General features: G+C 58.3%; 16 protein-coding genes. 6 read left to right on the plus strand and 10 right to left on the minus strand.

Going from position 1 to position 15791, the window contains the following annotated elements:
- Nucleotides 1–4 precede the first annotated feature (4 nt).
- From GM415_RS13730 to GM415_RS13775, 10 genes are all read right to left on the minus strand, one after another.
- Complete coding sequence (locus GM415_RS13730; protein WP_158949120.1) at nucleotides 5–856, minus strand: GGDEF domain-containing protein; 852 nt, start codon at nucleotides 854–856, stop codon at nucleotides 5–7.
- Nucleotides 834–1953 (minus strand): peptide chain release factor 2 gene (gene prfB / locus GM415_RS13735; RefSeq protein WP_199244300.1). Its coding sequence is split into 2 segments (ribosomal slippage): nucleotides 834–1877 and nucleotides 1879–1953, totalling 1119 coding nucleotides; the frame shifts between segments, so codons are not numbered across the junction. Before prfB ends, GM415_RS13730 begins: the two co-directional genes overlap by 23 nt.
- A gap of 9 nt (nucleotides 1954–1962) precedes the next feature.
- Complete coding sequence (gene lnt / locus GM415_RS13740) at nucleotides 1963–3477, minus strand: apolipoprotein N-acyltransferase (RefSeq protein WP_158949122.1); 1515 nt, start codon at nucleotides 3475–3477, stop codon at nucleotides 1963–1965.
- The gene (locus GM415_RS13745; RefSeq protein ID WP_158949124.1) at nucleotides 3478–4299 is read right to left on the minus strand and encodes a hemolysin family protein; all 822 of its coding nucleotides are present in this window, start codon (nucleotides 4297–4299) and stop codon (nucleotides 3478–3480) included.
- Between the two features lie 130 nt (nucleotides 4300–4429).
- Nucleotides 4430–6307, minus strand: coding sequence for a tRNA uridine-5-carboxymethylaminomethyl(34) synthesis enzyme MnmG (gene mnmG / locus GM415_RS13750; RefSeq protein ID WP_158949126.1), 1878 nt, complete (start codon nucleotides 6305–6307; stop codon nucleotides 4430–4432).
- A gap of 26 nt (nucleotides 6308–6333) precedes the next feature.
- Nucleotides 6334–7554 carry a M20 family metallo-hydrolase gene (locus tag GM415_RS13755; protein WP_158949127.1) on the minus strand — a complete coding sequence of 407 codons (1221 nt, stop codon included), beginning with the start codon at nucleotides 7552–7554 and terminating at the stop codon, nucleotides 6334–6336.
- Between the two features lie 103 nt (nucleotides 7555–7657).
- A complete protein-coding gene (locus GM415_RS13760) occupies nucleotides 7658–7942 on the minus strand; it encodes a PxxKW family cysteine-rich protein (protein ID WP_158949129.1) in 285 nt (94 codons plus the stop codon).
- 131 nt (nucleotides 7943–8073) lie between these two features.
- Entirely contained in the window at nucleotides 8074–9414 is a 1341-nt protein-coding gene (locus GM415_RS13765; protein WP_158949131.1) for an amidohydrolase, read from the minus strand.
- A 7-nt stretch (nucleotides 9415–9421) separates the two neighbouring features.
- On the minus strand, nucleotides 9422–10171 hold the full coding sequence (gene mtnP, locus GM415_RS13770; RefSeq protein ID WP_158949133.1) for an S-methyl-5'-thioadenosine phosphorylase: 750 nt from the start codon (nucleotides 10169–10171) through the stop codon (nucleotides 9422–9424).
- A gap of 12 nt (nucleotides 10172–10183) precedes the next feature.
- The gene (locus GM415_RS13775) at nucleotides 10184–10705 is read right to left on the minus strand and encodes an adenine phosphoribosyltransferase (RefSeq protein WP_158949135.1); all 522 of its coding nucleotides are present in this window, start codon (nucleotides 10703–10705) and stop codon (nucleotides 10184–10186) included.
- Between the two features lie 99 nt (nucleotides 10706–10804).
- Here GM415_RS13775 and rsmA point away from each other — a divergent pair, with 99 nt between their 5' ends.
- The 6 genes from rsmA (at nucleotide 10805) to GM415_RS13800 (ending at nucleotide 15783) form a co-directional block, all read left to right on the plus strand.
- Nucleotides 10805–11587, plus strand: coding sequence for a 16S rRNA (adenine(1518)-N(6)/adenine(1519)-N(6))-dimethyltransferase RsmA (gene rsmA, locus GM415_RS13780; RefSeq protein ID WP_158949137.1), 783 nt, complete (start codon nucleotides 10805–10807; stop codon nucleotides 11585–11587).
- 415 nt (nucleotides 11588–12002) lie between these two features.
- On the plus strand, nucleotides 12003–12275 hold the full coding sequence (locus tag GM415_RS13785) for an HU family DNA-binding protein (RefSeq protein ID WP_158949139.1): 273 nt from the start codon (nucleotides 12003–12005) through the stop codon (nucleotides 12273–12275).
- 18 nt (nucleotides 12276–12293) lie between these two features.
- The gene (locus GM415_RS18000) at nucleotides 12294–12464 is read left to right on the plus strand and encodes a hypothetical protein (RefSeq protein ID WP_199244301.1); all 171 of its coding nucleotides are present in this window, start codon (nucleotides 12294–12296) and stop codon (nucleotides 12462–12464) included.
- A gap of 218 nt (nucleotides 12465–12682) precedes the next feature.
- The gene (gene rpsU / locus GM415_RS13790) at nucleotides 12683–12883 is read left to right on the plus strand and encodes a 30S ribosomal protein S21 (protein ID WP_158949140.1); all 201 of its coding nucleotides are present in this window, start codon (nucleotides 12683–12685) and stop codon (nucleotides 12881–12883) included.
- 1 nt (nucleotide 12884) lies between these two features.
- Entirely contained in the window at nucleotides 12885–13334 is a 450-nt protein-coding gene (locus GM415_RS13795) for a GatB/YqeY domain-containing protein (protein WP_158949142.1), read from the plus strand.
- A gap of 151 nt (nucleotides 13335–13485) precedes the next feature.
- Nucleotides 13486–15783 (plus strand): endonuclease MutS2, encoded by a 2298-nt coding sequence (locus tag GM415_RS13800; protein ID WP_158949144.1) that lies wholly within the window; start codon nucleotides 13486–13488, stop codon nucleotides 15781–15783.
- The last annotated feature ends 8 nt before the right edge of the window (nucleotides 15784–15791 follow it).

The raw sequence follows: 15791 nt of genomic DNA on the forward strand, positions 1-15791 counted from the left end.
TCCGTTATTTCCCACCAAACAGGAATTGCTTTTCGTTTGCGTGGACCAGGGTGTCGTTGGGAACGTTGTCAGCGAAAGGAAGCTTCGAGACGCGCACCTGGTCCTTGCCGGATGTTTTAGCCTCATACAACGCGTCGTCGGCCAGTTTGACGAATTCTTCGACATCCATGGCCGCCGATCCCTTGAAACAGGTAAGCCCCACGGAGCAGGTCACGGAAAAACTCCCGGCCCCGTCAGGTTTGTCGAACTCAACCAGCCGAAGTTCAGACAGAAGCCGGTTGAGAAGGCGTTGCGCTTTGACCACGCCGGAGCCGGCCATGATCAGGGCGAACTCCTCACCCCCGTAACGGGCCGCAAGATCGTATCGACGCGTCGTGTCCTTGAGCATGCGGGCAAAGGTCTCCAGCACCTCATCCCCTTTCTGGTGGCCGTAGGTATCGTTGATGCTCTTGAAATTGTCGAGATCAAAAATGGCAAGGGAAAGCGGCGTTCTGCTCCGTTTTGAGCGCTCCATCTCTATGTCCAGCGTCCTATCGAAGGCACGCCTGTTGGCCAGGCCAGTCAGCGGATCGTGTTCGGTCTGGTAGGCGAGACGTTCCAGGGTCTCCTGAAACTGCTTGAGATGGGGGTACGCGTCTCCGTCCAGGGGGAGGGTCAGCCATCCCGAGAAGTCGCGCTGGGCCGACAGCGTTTTCCAGTCGGCAGGAGTTATGCCCTGAAATTGGCGAAAGACCCACACCGCCTCCGACGCATCATCCCCGCTGAGCGGGAAGAGGTCTCCCAGTTCGCTTTGCAGGGACGCCAACTCCTTGGCGAGTGCATCAAGGGGGAGTTTAGGATTGTTTTCCGTGTGCATGGATGAATAATAAGTGGTTGCGGATCATCTCGTCCAGATCGCCGTCCAGGAACGCGTCCACGTTGCCTATTTCGGAATTGGAACGGTGGTCCTTGACCAGCCGGTAGGGCTGGAGGGTGTAAGTCCGTATCTGACTGCCCCAGGCGATGGCCTCCTTGGCCTCGTAGTCCTGCTTTCGGCTTTCCTCGATCTTCTTGAGTTCCCGTTCGTAGAGTCGGGCCTTGACCAGTCTGAGCGCGGTGGCCTTGTTCCTGTGTTGGGATTTTTCGTTCTGGCATTGAGCCACGATGCCAGTGGGAATGTGAGTGATGCGGACGGCCGAACTGGTTTTGTTGACGCTCTGTCCGCCGGGACCGCTTGATCGGAAGGTGTCGATGCGCAGGTCTTCGTCTTTGACCTCGATTTCGATGTCCTCGTCCATGTCGGGATAGACGTCCACCGATGCAAATGAGGTGTGGCGCCTGCCCGAAGAGTCGAATGGAGAGATGCGGATGAGCCTGTGCACGCCGCTTTCGCCCTTGAGTAGGCCGTACGCGTAGAGTCCTTCCATCTGAAGGGTGACCGACTTGATGCCCGCTTCGTCGCCGTGCTGGAAGTCGAGTTGGGTGACCTTGAACCCCTTGCGCTCGCCGTAGCGGGTGTACATGCGCAGGAGCATCTCCGCCCAATCCTGGGACTCGACCCCGCCCGCTCCGGGATGGATTTCAAGGATCGCGTTATTCTTGTCGTGCTCAAAGGCGAACATGGTAGCCAGTTCAGTTCCGGCAAGGCGGGACTTGAACACGCCAAGTTGAGATTCCAATGCCGACAGCACTTCTTCGTCCGGTTCTTCCTGGGCAAGCTCAAGCCATGCGTCGAGGTCGTCCTTGGCTTCGGCCAGGCCGTCGTACATGTCCAGCTTCGTGGAGAGTTGGCTTTTTTCCTTGAGTACTGGGGTGAGTTCGTCCGGTTTGTCCCAGGCTCCCGGCTTGGAAAGTTCCTTTTCTATTTCATCCAGCCGGGTTTTGGTTTCAGCGTAGTCAAAGACGCCCCCAGAGGGAGTCGAACTGTTGTATCAGGTCCGAGGAGCGCGTCTTGAGTTCTGGATATTCGGTCATCGTTGCTAATCATCCTGTGGTCGTTTTGCGTGACACTCCGATGATAACCCAGGCGAACAGGGCCAGGGTCAGGAGCGGAGTGTAGAATGTGATGTCGTCGTGAATCCGGTGGTACGGGGTCGTTTCCTTCAATGGCGCGATTTTCGCGCTCAGGGTTTCGGCCCGGAACTGCCCACCGACCAGGGCCAGCCGTCCCAGCGGGTCCACGAAGGCGGAAATGCCGTTGTTGGTGCAGCGCACCAGCCAGCGTCCCTGTTCCACGGCGCGCAGTACCGTGAGATCGAGATGCTGTTTCGGAGCAGAGGTGTCGCCGAACCATGCGTCGTTGCTGATGTTCAAAAGAGCGGTGGCCCCGCGTTCCACCTGCTGTTGCGCCAGGTCGGGGAAGATCCCTTCATAACAAATGAGCATGCCAAGGGCAACGCTGTCTATTACCAGCGGTTTGTTATCCGTCCCGGGTTTGAAGTCGCCTGCCGCCTGGACCAGTTTCTTGAACGGCACGTACTCCTCAAGGGGCATGTACTCGCCGAATGGCACCAGGTGTTCCTTGTCATAGGACTGGGTGACGTTCCCCAGGTCGTCCACCAGCCAGGCGCGGTTGAACAGGACGTAGTCACGTTTTTTGAGATCGATGACCTTGTAGGCCGGAGAGCCGGTGACAATGGGAGTATGGGTGTCGTGGGCGAAGAGCTTGACGGCTTTCTGGAAGGGGGAAACGTCCTGAAGATAGAACGGCATGGCGGTTTCCGGCCAGATTACCAACTCGGGATGGTTCCTGTCGATGGCCTCCAGGCTCAGGCTGGCGTATTCCTTGACTGTGGCTGCCTGGAATTTGGGCTCCCACTTGAGAGCCTGGTCTATGTTGCCTTGGACCAGTGAGACCATATAGCTCGGGTCTTCCTGAGGCATGAACTGGAGCCGGTATACGCCGAATCCGGTGATGAGGGCTGCCATGCATACGGCGAACCAGAGAGTGCTGCGGTAGGTGGAGTAGAGCAGGATGGCCACGGCAAGGGCGGCCAGGACGCCGGAGAGGCCATAGGCACCAATCAGTGATGCCCCTTGGATGGCGAAGGTCCAGGGTGTGAAGGCTGAGGCGAGAGTCATCCAAGGAAAGCCGGACAACAGCGTTCCCATGCCCAGTTCCATGGTGCTCCAGGCCAGTCCGGCCATCAGGCAGAGAGGAATCCCCGTAACCCGTTGTCCGGCGACGTGCATGAGCACGGCGAACAGGGCGTAATAAACGGCCAGCGCGGCTGCGAGTAGGGCGGGGCATGGCAGAGCCACGTACCAGGGAAGGCCGCCGTATATCTGGACGGGAATCACCACCCAGTAGAAAATACCGATCCCGGCCAGCAGGCCGGCGATCCATGCGAATTTGAAGGCATTGCCGGCAGAAGTGGCCCGCAGGCCTATCCAGGTCAATCCCAGAGGCAGGGCAAGAGCGGCCAGCGGAAAATGGAAAAGCGGATTGGCAAAGCCGATCCAGGTTCCCACCGCGGCGATGAGGACAAGTGTGAGCACTTATGCTCCTTCCAGCGGTTCGATACGGATAGTCCAGACCTGACGGTCGTCGGCTTCGAGGACCGTAAAACGTTTACCCTCAAAGGTGAAGAATTCATTCTTGTTGGGGATGCGTCCGGCCATGGCGGTCAGGTAACCGCCGATGGAATCGACATCCGTTGATTCCAGATTCATCGCACATTTTTCGCATACCTCGTCAAGAGGCACGCGGCCAGAAACGACGTAGACCCCGTCGGGCAAAGTCTGGATCTCCTCCGGTCGTTCCTGGTCGTATTCGTCGGCTATTTCACCGACGATTTCCTCCAGCACGTCTTCCATGGTCACCATGCCCGAGGTTCCGCCGTATTCGTCCTGGACAATGGCCATGTGCTGCCTTTCCCGTTTGAAGGCGGCCAGTACGTCGTCCAGGCGCGTTTCCTCGGCAATGAAGAATGCCGGGCGCATGAGCGAGGCGATGGACATGTCGTCCTGCCCCTGAAGCAGGGGCTTGAGCAGGGCCTTGGCGTGGACCACCCCGAGGATGTGGTCTCGGGTTTCCCGGTAGATGGGAATGCGGGAGTGCGCTCCCTGTTCGATGATAATTTGCGCGATGTCCTGCACCGTGGAAGATTCCTCGGCGCAAGCCATATCCGTTCTGGGCACCATGATTTCGGTGACCATTTTTTCATCAAAATCCAATATGTTGAGAAGCATGGAGACCTCGTGGGGCTCAATTTCCCCTTCAGCCTTGGCCTCCATGATGTGTTCCTCTAGATCATGTCCGTTGGAACCGAATAATTTTTTGATGATGTTGATGAATCGACTGTCAGACCCTTCGTCCAAGATCAGACTCCTTGATATCGTTTGTCGTTCCACACGCCGGATGACAGGGCATCACCTGTGGGGAGTATTGTATTAGTTGTATTTAGACAGAGGGACACACCCTGTCAATAGTGGGGAAACTTGTTGTGTGTTACAAAAAGCCAAGTTTCTTGAGGTGGATTTCCAGGCAGGTGAGCGCGGCGGGGGTTACCCCGGATATGCGGCCCGCCTGCCCAAGGGTGACGGGTTGTATCCGGGACAGCTTTTCGATGACCTCGGTAGTCAGTCCGGAGACCGCTGCATAGTCGATCTCCTCCGGCAACCTGACGTCTTCCATCAGCTTGAACTTGGCCACCAGCTCAGCCTGCTTGACCAGATAGCCCTCGTAGCGGATCTGGGTTTCCGCTTCGCGCAGGACATTGTCCGGCATGTCCGCCAGCTCCGGAAGGAACACGGTCAGCTTTTCGATTTCCATGTGCGGCTGACGCAGCAGCGCGGCCAGCTCCACGGCCTTGCCCGGAACAGCCGCACCGATGGAACGCATGGTTTCGCGGGTGGCGGCGTCGGGCCGGATACGGATGGTTCTCATTGCCTCCAGCACGGACTGGAGCAGCTCCTGCTTTCGGGAGAAGAGTGCCCAGTGGGCGTCGTCCACCAGACCGAGGTCGCGCCCGATGGGCGTGAGTCGTTCGTCCGCGTTGCCTTCTCGCAGGAGGAGCCTGTGCTCGGCGCGGGACGTGAACATGCGGTAGGGCTCCATGGTTCCCTTGGTTACCAGGTCGTCAACCAGGACCGCCATGTACGCCTGATCGCGGGAGAGCAGGAACGGCTTCCGGCCCTGGTTGGCGCAGGCGGCGTTGAGGGCGGCCCACAGCCCCTGAGCGGCGGCTTCTTCGTAGCCGGAGGTACCGTTGATCTGTCCGGCCATGTACAGGCCGGGAACCAGTTTGGACTCCAGAGTCGGCTTGAGCTGGGTGGGCGGCACAAAGTCGTATTCGATGGCGTAGCCCGGGCGGACGATCTGTGCGTTCTCCAGCCCGGCAATGGCTGCGACCATTTTTTTCTGCACATCGAAAGGCAGAGAGGTCGGAATGCCGCTGGGGTACATCTCCGGGCTGTCCAGGCCCTCGGGCTCCACGAATACCTGATGGCGGTCTTTTTCCGGGAAGCGGGCGACCTTGTCCTCGATGGACGGGCAATAACGCGCTCCGGTGCCTTCTATGACGCCGGTGAACATGGGAGAGCGGTCAAAGCCCGAGCGGATGGCCTCATGGGCCTCGGGGTTGGTATAGGTCAGGTAGCAGGGCACCTGTGGCATGGGCACCGTGGTGTTGCGGAAGGAAAAGGGAACCGGCGGATTGTCACCGGGCTGCACCTGCATCTTGTCGAAGTCGATGGACGAGCGCAGCAGACGGGGCGTGGTGCCGGTCTTGAGGCGGCCCAGCTCGAAACCGAGCTCCCTGAGAGAGTCGGAAAGGGTATTGGCCGCCGGATCGCCGAAGCGTCCGCCGCTGAAATTGGAGAGCCCCACATGCATAAGCCCCTTAAGGAAGGTGCCAGTGGTCAGAAGGACGGCCCTGGCGGGGATGATCTCGCCCAGTTCAGTCCTGATGCCGGAAACCCGGCCTTGGTTCGTCAGAATCGCGCCTGCCGTGTCCTGGAAGACCCAGAGGTTTTCCTGGGCGAAAATGTCCCGTTGGACCACGCGCATGTACTCGGCGCGGTCGATCTGGGCGCGGCTGGAGCGGACAGCAGGTCCCTTGCGGGTATTGAGGATGCGGAACTGGATGCCAGCCGCGTCGGCCCACAGCCCCATCATGCCGCCCAGGGCGTCGATCTCCTTGACCATGTGCCCCTTGGCCAATCCGCCGATGGCCGGATTGCAGGACAGGTGGCCTATGCGGTCGATGTTGATGGTCAGCAGCAGCGTTTGCAGGCCGAGGTGGGAGGCGGCCATGGCGGCTTCACAACCGGCATGGCCCGCACCGACCACAATCAGGTCGAAAACGTCTGGAAAAGGGGCTTTCATCACAGGGCGCCCTCGCTTCGTGTCATTCAGGACATGAGCATGTCGGCGATGACCTTGGCGTCGCCGATGGTGTTCTTGATGGAGGCCCACTCGTTGGGCTGGTGCGCGTTGTGGTTCAGGGTGGCCCAGACCACGGCTTCATATCCCTTGCGGCGCAGGATGGCGGCCACGGTGCCGCCGCCCACACCCACCGGGTAGGGATTGTTGTTGTAAACCTTCTTCACGCTGGCCATGACCCTGCGAGCGATTTCGCTCTCTACGGAAGTCTGCGGGGCGGCCTGTTCGTAGTTCACCGGCTCGTAGGAAATGGTGACACCGTATTCCTTTTCTACCTCCGCGCCGAATCCCTTGATTGTGTTCAGCACGTCTTCCAGATTGTAGACCGGCATGACTCGACAATCCACGTAGAAAACGTCACGGCCCGGCAAGGTGTTCACGTTTTCCACGTTGGCCTCCTTCTTGGTGGGCTCGAACGTGGAGTGGGGCGGATCGTAGATGGGGTTTTCCTCGTCGAAAATCGTTTGGAGATCCTTGATGCGCAGGATGAGCGCGGCGGCGGCCACCAGGCTGTTGACGCCCTGTGCTGGAGTGGAGGCGTGGCACTGCTTGCCTTCCACGGTCACCTTGAGCCAAAACATGGATTTTTCCGCAACCTCCACCTGCTCGGAACGGGGCTCTCCCGAGTCGGGAATAAGGAACAGGTCGTCCTTGCGGAAGAGGTCCTCGTGCTCGCGGGCCAGATAGCTCAGGCCGTAGGTGGAGCTGGTTTCCTCATCAGCGACGAAGATCATGCCGTAATTGATTTTCGGAGTGACGCCGTTCTCCAGCAAAGCCTTGGCCGCGAGCAGGGAGGACACGATGCCCTGCTGGTTGTCCTCGACGCCACGCCCGATGAGCGTGTCGCCGTCGCGCACCATGGTGTACGGATCGGTGTCCCACAGGGTCAGGTCGCCCGGAGGCACGACGTCGAGATGGGAGATGACCCAAAGGGTCTTGCCCGTATCTTCGCCGGGCAGCATGGCGACCAGGTTGGGACGGTAGCCGCAGGGAACGTCGTCACAGGGGGCGCGGTACTCTCGTACATCCTCTATCCCCAGGTCCTTGAGGTAACCCATGACCCAATCGGCCTTTTCCTTTTCTCCCTCGCCGCCGTTGCGGGGGCCAAGGGCGGGAATGGCCGTGAGTCCGGCCTGCAATCCGACAACGGTTTCGGTCTGCTCGTCGAGGTTCTTGAAAAGGATATCCATGCTGCCTCCCGGGAATGTGTGTCCACGGTAACGGGAATTTCACCCGCACGAAACAAAAAAAGGGCGGGGACAAGCCCCGCCCGTGTCTTGACGAATAAAAGGCCTAGCGACCGCGGGCGGCGCGCTTGGAAGCCTTGAGCGGGTTGACCTTGACAGCACCGGTCTTGTCGACCTCGGCGCGGACGTGCGTGGCGAAGTTGCACACGCCGTGAGCCCACTTGCGGGCGGGCTGGGCGTAGGTGGGGCAGTACTTGCCGCCTTCAACTGCAGCGATGCGCTCGCAGCCTTCACACTTCTCGTCAACCTCTTCCATGATCACGCCCTTGTAGGTCAGGCCGGCGTCGGTCTTGACGGCGCCTTCAAGGGAAACTGCTTTTTTCTTGGCCATGATATGCCTTCCTCCTAAAAATTGGTGCGGCTCATTGTATGCCCGCAGGCATTGAAAATCTTGTTGTGGTGCAAGAGCAGTGTTGGATATGCATCCAACATGGGTGTTGTCAAGTTTTTTTAGACTTCATTTCAATTTTTCGCCTTGGACAATACCCATTTTTTAGCCTGCAACGCCTCGTTCCGCAACTCGTGAACGTCCATAGTCCGATAGTCGCCATATAAATACAGAACTTCGCCCGCCACCATGGTCATGCATACCTCCATGCCGGTGGAGGCGTAGACAGCGTGGGATACGGGATTGAATACGGGCATCAGGTTCGGGCTGTTCAGGTCCAGGGCGATCATGTCCGCCGGGCATCCCTTTTCGATGCGGCCCAAACCCTGCCAGCCGAGGCACTCGGCGGAGCCCCGCGTGGCCATGTCCAGGGCGCTCTGGGCCGACAGCGCAGAGGCATCCTCATGGCGCACCTTGCCCAGAAGCGCGGCCAAGGCCATGTCTCGGAACATGTTGAGTTGATTGTTGCTGGATGCTCCGTCAGTACCCAGCCCTACGACGACTCCCGCATCAAGCAGTTTCTGGACCGGCGAAATGCCGGAACAGAGTTTGAGGTTGGAGGCTGGGTTGTGCACCACCTTTGTTCCTGTTTCGGCCAGGATGGCGATCTCTTCGTCCGTGACGTCCACGCAGTGATGCAGGGTGGTTCGTCCGGAAAGCAGGCCCAGTCCGTGCAGCAGCGCCACGGGGCGTTTCCCGTATTTTTCGAGGCAGACGGCTGTTTCCTCAGGGGATTCCGCAAGGTGAATCTGCCAGGGAATACCCAACTCTTCGGCCAGCGCATAACTGGCCGTGAGGTCATCCGGCCCCACGGTAAAGGCCGCGTGGGGAGTAATTGCAGTACGCACGAGCAGGTCGTTCTGAAAGTGTTCCTTGAGCTTTCTGTTGACCTGCCAGCATGCTTCCGCAGAGGGGAAGTGAGGAGAAGGGAATCCGAAGAACCCTTCGCCCACAACGGCCCGCATCCCGGCTGAGGATGCCGCCTTTCCCGTGATTTCTTCATGGAAATAGCCGTTGAGAAACGCCGTGCAGCCGGTGCGGATCAGTTCGGCGCAGCCTATCTTCGCACCGATCTCCAGCATGGCGTCGGTGAGCTGGAACTCCACGGGCCAGATGTGGTCTTCCAGCCACTCCATGAGCGGCATGTCGTCGGCGAACCCCCGAAAGAGGGTCATGGGCAGATGAGTGTGGCCGTTGACCAGCCCGGGAAACACGATTCTGCCCGATAGGTCCAGGCGGGCCGCTGGTTCAAAGCGGGCGTCCAGGGCGGCGTAGTCTCCGACCTCCATCACCAGTCCGTCGGAAATGGCGATGCCCGCTCCATTGAAGATGGAACGGGCGTCGTCCTGGGTGACTACCGTATCGGCCCTGACGAGCAGGTCGCACGGTTCCGGGATGAAGGACGGATCACTCATCGCCGGGTTAATCCAGGGCCTTGATGGTTTCAATGAGCAGGGACACGACCTTTTCCACGTTGCCGTGGAAGACTTCGAGGATTTCCTCCCAGGTTACCGGGGCCTCGTCGGTTTTCCAGCAATCGTAGTCGGTGCTCATGGCCACGGCGGCGTAGGGGAGGCCTGCCTCGTTGGCCAGGATGCACTCCGGGGCCACGCTCATGTTGATCACGTCCGCGCCCCAGAGGCGGAACATGTTCGATTCCGCCCTGGTGGAAAAGCGGGAACCTTCGATGGTGATAACGGTTCCGACCTTGTGGTGGGCGATGTCCAGTGCGTCGCAGGCTGCGTTGAGCTTGCTGCGCAGACCTTCGTCAAAGGGGTCGGCCATGCCGGTGTGCACTGCGCAGTTTGGTTCGAACCGCTCGTGAAAGGAGACCTGGCGCAGGCGGGTAAAGTCGATGAACTGATCCAGAATGACCAGGTCGCCGCGCTTGATCTCCTCGCGCAGGGAACCGCACGCCGTGGTGGCCAGGATGACGTCGCATCCGGCACCCTTGAGAGCCATTATGTTGGCCCGGTAGTTGACGTAGGTGGGCGGAATGGTGTGTTCCCGACCATGCCTGGCCAGAATAGCCACTTCCTTGCCGGCAATGGTGCCTTCCTTGAGTGGGGAGGACGGGGAACCGTATACGGTCTCCACTTCCACGTCGTGGGCGTCCTGCAGAATGTCGGGATTGTCCAGGCCGCTGCCGCCGATGATGCCGATCTTGGTCATGAGAACTCCGGGTTAGTCAATGGTCAGCAGGCAGGTGGGTTCCACCCCGGCGTTCTGCATGGTCTTGACGCCGTCCAGGAAGCCGAGTTCAACCACGAAGCCGCTGCCCACGATGTCGGCGCCGGTCTCACGGACGAGTTGCACCATGCCCACGGCAGTGCCGCCGGTGGCCAGCAGGTCGTCGATGATCAAGACCTTGTCCCCCGGATCGATGGCGTCCTCGTGCATGCACAGGGTGTCGGTGCCGTATTCGAGGTCGTAGGTGACGCTGCGGTTCTTGTAGGGCAGCTTGCCTGGCTTGCGGACCGGTGCGAAGCCGATGCCCATCTTGACAGCCAGGGGCGTGCCGAACAGGAAGCCTCGTGCTTCCGCGGCCACGATCTTGGATGCGCCGCACCCGCTGAAGCGTTCGGCCAGGCCGTCCACCGCATATTGCAGGGCTTTGGGGCTCTTCAGGATGGGGGTTATGTCGAAAAACATGATACCGGGCTTGGGGTAGTCGGGAATGTCCCGGATGTAGTCTCGTAAATTCATGAAATCCTCCTGGTGATGAATACCGGAGATTCATACGGGGTATTCGGAGATCGTGTCAATATTGTTGCGGGTTGAGGGGACATCCGCTAGGTAATGCCCATGACCAGCGAACGCCCCCGACATCGCGCCAAGAAGAGTCTTGGCCAGAATTTTTTGCAGGACCCGAACGTCTGCCGCCGGATCGTCGACGCCATACGGATCGAGCCGGATGATTATATCATTGAAATAGGTCCGGGGCAGGGTGCCTTGACAGGACTCATCGCCGGGGCTGGCCCCCGGCGGTTCACAGTGCTGGAGATGGACGATTCGCTGGCGCTTCGTCTGGAAGAGGATTTTCCCGACGTCGAAGTCGTCCGGACAGATGCCCTTGAATTCGATTGGGAATCCCTCAACGCCGCGTCGTGCAAGATTGTGGGCAACCTGCCGTATAACGTGGCCTCCAAGCTGATCTGGGACATCGTCAGCAGGGTGCACTCCCTGTCTTTGGGGGTATTCATGGTTCAGCACGAAGTGGCCATGCGGCTTACCGCCGATCCCGGAACCAAGGCCTTTGGCGGGTTGACGGCCTGGGTCAGGAATTTCGCGGATACCCGTTATTTATTCAAAGTGCCTCCGACGGTCTTCAAGCCCCGTCCCAAGGTGGATTCAGCCGTGGTCGGGTTTCGGCCGCTGCCGTCTGAACTTTGGCCTGATGATCCGGAAGCCCTGTCCAGACTGATTAAGACCCTTTTTCAGAAACGCAGGAAGCAGTTGTCGACCATTTTGAAACAGGAATGGAACGAGCAAGTACAGGCGTGGTTCGACGAAGAGGGCGTCAGCCCCAAGGCCAGACCGGAAAATCTCACGCCGGAACAATTCCAGGGCCTTTCGAGGTTGATATAGCCGCCGTGGCGCTGTTTTTCTGATTTTTGGATGACAAAAACGTTTATGGTGAAGCGTGAAGTGCTTGAGGAGACAGGCCATAAATCTCCTCTTGTCGCTCGATGTTATTCATGAAAATTAAGAAGAGAGTCTTTTGATGGGGGACTTTGTGAATCTTGATACAAAAATCGACGATTAAGAGGCTTGGCGAAGCTGAAAGGGTTCTGTCGAGGCTGATTTTGGATGTGGCAAAATGCTCTGAAAGGTCCATATTGCGTAGTTTTTTCCGATTTCCGGCCTCTCGGACTGGACACAAATTGAAAGTTCAATTAAGGGCAAATAGGAAGTCGTGAGGAGAGGAAGTGCATATGAGTATCTCTCTGCAAAGCGCTTTGCGACAATATTAAGGTTAATCTTTTTTGAGGAGGAAGGACTGATGACTAAGGCTGATTTGGTAGACAAGATCGCAGAAAAGGCCAAACTTACCAAGACCGGTGCCGAGAAGGCCCTGAACGCTTTCCTGGAAGCTGTTGAGGATACTCTGGTCAAGGAAGGCAAGCTTACCCTGACCGGCTTCGGCACGTTTGCTGTCGACGAGCGCAAGGCTCGGGTTGGCCGCAATCCCCGCACTGGTGCCGAAATCAAGATTCCGGCCACCAAGGTCGTCAAGTTCCGCCCCGGCAAAATCCTCAAGGACGCCGTTAAATAGGCATAAGGAGTTTAAGAGATGATTCACGGTGAAACCGTACACAGCCCCCTGCCTATGGACCTTCCTTGGTGGATGCCCGACCACTTTGTCTTTTTCGGCGTTCTGTATGTCGTCCTGGGTGTGATTGGTGTGGCCCTTTTTGTCACGATCCTCCAGTCGCTGCGCGACGCAAAGAATGCCAGCCACTAGTTCTACACCATAGAGATTGATCGAGTTGCCCGGTGCGGAATGCACCGGGCAACTTTTTTGGGCTCGCCGCCCACCCTGAAGTCTTCATGTCTCATGGGCCTAAAATGTTATTTTAGGGTTGCATTTCGGTCTCAGGCCGTATATGTAGACTGTCTTATTTCGCCAGCCCGCGTATAAAGAATCTGGTTGCGGGCGGTTCACCGAGGAGGTGATTTACATTGCCCGGCGTTTATTTAGACGATAGCGACAACTTCGACATCTCCCTGCGTCGATTCAAGAAGCAGGTGGAAAAGGCAGGCATCCTGTCCGAGTTGAAGAAGCGTCAGCACTACGAAAAGCCCAGCGTGCAGAAGAAGAAAAAGAAAGCTGCCGCCAAGAAGAGGCTTGCCAAGAAAATCCGCAAGATGCGTGGTATGTAGCATGAGTCTGTTAAAACAGATCGACAAGGACTACATTGAGGCCTACAAGGCCAAAGCTACGGTAAAAGTGGCCGTCTTGAGGCATCTCAAGACGGCCATTAAAAACCGTATGGTCGAAGAGAAGGCCGACAGCCTGTCCGATGACGTCGTCCTCGAGCTGATCGCCAAGCAGGCGAAGCAGCGCAAGGACGCACTCGAACAGTATGGAAAGGCAGGTCGTGACGATCTGGCCAAGGTTGAGGCCGACGAATTGGCCGAGCTTGAGCAGTACATGCCCAAGCAGCTCTCCGATGAAGAGCTTTCCGCAGCCATCGATAAGGCCATAGCCGATCTGGGGGCCTCAGGAATGGCGGATATGGGCAAGGTTATGGGCGTTGTTCTGGCCGCGTACAAGGGTCAGGTCGACGGCAAGAAGGCCAGCGGGATGGTCAAGGCCAAGCTGTCCACGTAGCAAAATCATAATCGCACCACGACTGTGGTGCAGCAGCAAAACTCAAACCGGGGCGCTTCGGCGTCGGACTTGAGTTTTTCTTGCGTTTGGCGACCTGCGCCCTGTTGGTTTGCAATCCTCCTTACGAACATCAACCCTTCATGGTTGCCAAATGGAATCCAGAACGCTTCAGGTATTGGAATTTCCCAAAATACTCAGGGTGTTGTCCGGCATGGCCGTTTCCGAGGCCGGTGCCGCAGCCTGTCTTGAGTTGCGTCCTTTCGACAATTTGGACGAGGTGCGTCGTGAAGGGGAGATATTCCGCCAGGCTGCCGCCTGGGTAGGCGAATCCGGCATCGCCATGCGTTCGTTTCCTCCCTTGGACGGGCTTTTTCTTTTTTTGGAGAGGCAGAACGGTGTTCTTGACCAGGACGGCCTCTTCGCTCTTAAGCAGGCACTGGAGATAGCCCGCATCTCCCGGGATTCCCTCATGCAATACGAGGACAGAGGATGGGACGTCCTGCGGGAGAAACTGTTTGCCTATACCTGGCCGGTCAAGACCGTTTCCGCCATCGGTCGTTGCCTCGATCCGGAAGGGCGCATCAAGGACGAAAGTTCGCCCGGTCTCATGGATGTGCGCCAGGAAATCCGGTCCATCCACCAGCGGTGTACAAAACGGGTCAAGGATTTCGTCCAGCAGGAGAATCTCGGACAAGCCCTTCAGGACGAGTTCATGACTATCTCGTCCGACCGTTATGTTCTGCCGCTCAAGGTGAATTTCAAGAACAAGACCAAGGGCATCATCCACGATTACTCCCAGACCGGCGAGACTTGTTATTTCGAGCCCATGTTCCTGGTGGAGACCAACAACCGGCTTCAGGAACTCAAGCGGGAAGAGCGCGAGGAGGAGTACAAGGTACTTGACTACCTGACCGGTCTTGTCCGGCAGGAGCAGGAGGATCTGTATGAAGCCTATGCCGGGCTGGTCGCTCTGGATGTGCTCATGGCCAAGATCTCCATGGCCGCAGGCTTCGACGGCCTTGCCATTGAAGTGGTGCCGGACGGAAGCCCCAGACTGATTAAAGCTCGTCATCCCTTGCTCGCTCTGGCCGATGATTCGGTCCAGGCCGTAGATATTGAGTTGCTTGAAGGACAGAAGGCGCTGGTTGTCAGCGGCGGTAACGCAGGAGGAAAGACCGTCTGCCTCAAAACTGTGGGCCTCATTGGGCTCATGGCGTTTACCGGGCTGCCGGTGCCTGCTGCCGAAGGGAGCGTCCTGCCGTTCTGGAATGATGTTTTCGTTGTCATGGGCGATGAGCAGTCTCTGGAGGAGAACGTCTCCACTTTCACGGCGCAGATCCAGTACCTCAAGCGCGTCTGGGGCAGGGTCGACGAACACTCCCTTTTCATTCTCGACGAGTTTGGCGCGGGCACGGACCCGACCCAGGGTGCAGCCCTGGCCCAGGCGGTCATTGATTCCCTGGTGGAAAAAAACGCGACCACATTTATCGCTACGCATTTTCCGGCCCTTAAGGCCTATGCCATGGCTGCCGATTCCGTCAGGGCGGCCAGCGTGCTTTTCGACCCCTCCACCAAGAGGCCGCTGTACAAGCTGGCCTACGACCAGGTGGGCGCATCCATCGCTCTGGACGTGGCCCGAGAGCATGGCCTGCCCACCATGATCCTCGAGCGGGCCGAGAAGTACCTCCTGCTCGACGGTTCCGACACGTCCGCCGTTCTCGACCGGCTCAATACCATGGCGGTCAAACGGGAAAACGAGCTGGAGGAGTTGGAGGCGGAGCGGGCCAAGCTTGAGAAGAAGAGGGCTGGTCTCGAAAAGCGTTTCGAGCAGGATCGGACGCGCCTTCTGGATGAGATCCAGACCCAGGCCCAGGATTTGGTCCGGCAGTGGAAAGCGGATAAGTTGGGGCGTAAGGAAGCGCGCAGGAAATTGGCCGAGGTGCGGCAGCGGACAGAGGCCCTTGCACCGAAAAAACAGGAAGTTGCCGTATTTTCCTTTCAGGATATTGTCCCCGGCATGAAAGTGTCGTATCCGGCATGGAACAAGTCGGGCACCGTACTGGAAATAAATGCCCGGAAAAAGCAGGCCAAAGTGGACATCGGCGGTGTGGCCATGTGGATCAAGGCCGATCAGTTGGCTGCTGCCGGCAAGGAGAAGTCCTTTGCTCCGAGCGGGCAGAAGACGAAAGCTGTCGCTCCGTCGGACCTGGCGGTGGAAGTTGATCTGCGCGGCGAACGTGCGGATATGGCGCTGTCAAGACTGGAACGAGCTCTGGACGACGCTTTGCGCAAGGGGGCAGGGAGGTTGGAGATCGTGCATGGGCGCGGCACGGGCGCGTTGCGCCGAGAGGTGCATGAGTTTCTCAAGCACTATCCCGCCGTTGCGGAATTTTCCCTCGCCGATGAGGAACACGGCGGGGACGGCATGACCGAAGTAACGCTCAAGTAGCCGGGAGG

The sequence above is a fragment of the Pseudodesulfovibrio cashew genome (assembly GCF_009762795.1).
In the GTDB taxonomy this organism is placed as follows: domain Bacteria; phylum Desulfobacterota; class Desulfovibrionia; order Desulfovibrionales; family Desulfovibrionaceae; genus Pseudodesulfovibrio; species Pseudodesulfovibrio cashew.

Bases quoted from the DNA above. Each gene is read 5' to 3' on its own strand.
- GM415_RS13765 (WP_158949131.1), bottom strand. From the start codon at position 9,414: ATGAGTGATCCGTCCTTCATCCCGGAACCGTGCGACCTGCTCGTCAGG.
- GM415_RS13730 (WP_158949120.1), bottom strand. From the start codon at position 856: ATGCACACGGAAAACAATCCTAAACTCCCCCTTGATGCACTCGCCAAG.
- GM415_RS13785 (WP_158949139.1), top strand. From the start codon at position 12,003: ATGACTAAGGCTGATTTGGTAGACAAGATCGCAGAAAAGGCCAAACTT.
- mtnP (WP_158949133.1), bottom strand. From the start codon at position 10,171: ATGACCAAGATCGGCATCATCGGCGGCAGCGGCCTGGACAATCCCGAC.
- rsmA (WP_158949137.1), top strand. From the start codon at position 10,805: ATGACCAGCGAACGCCCCCGACATCGCGCCAAGAAGAGTCTTGGCCAG.
- GM415_RS13795 (WP_158949142.1), top strand. From the start codon at position 12,885: ATGAGTCTGTTAAAACAGATCGACAAGGACTACATTGAGGCCTACAAG.
- mnmG (WP_158949126.1), bottom strand. From the start codon at position 6,307: ATGAAAGCCCCTTTTCCAGACGTTTTCGACCTGATTGTGGTCGGTGCG.
- GM415_RS13775 (WP_158949135.1), bottom strand. From the start codon at position 10,705: ATGAATTTACGAGACTACATCCGGGACATTCCCGACTACCCCAAGCCC.
- GM415_RS13755 (WP_158949127.1), bottom strand. From the start codon at position 7,554: ATGGATATCCTTTTCAAGAACCTCGACGAGCAGACCGAAACCGTTGTC.
- GM415_RS13760 (WP_158949129.1), bottom strand. From the start codon at position 7,942: ATGGCCAAGAAAAAAGCAGTTTCCCTTGAAGGCGCCGTCAAGACCGAC.
- GM415_RS13800 (WP_158949144.1), top strand. From the start codon at position 13,486: ATGGAATCCAGAACGCTTCAGGTATTGGAATTTCCCAAAATACTCAGG.
- GM415_RS18000 (WP_199244301.1), top strand. From the start codon at position 12,294: ATGATTCACGGTGAAACCGTACACAGCCCCCTGCCTATGGACCTTCCT.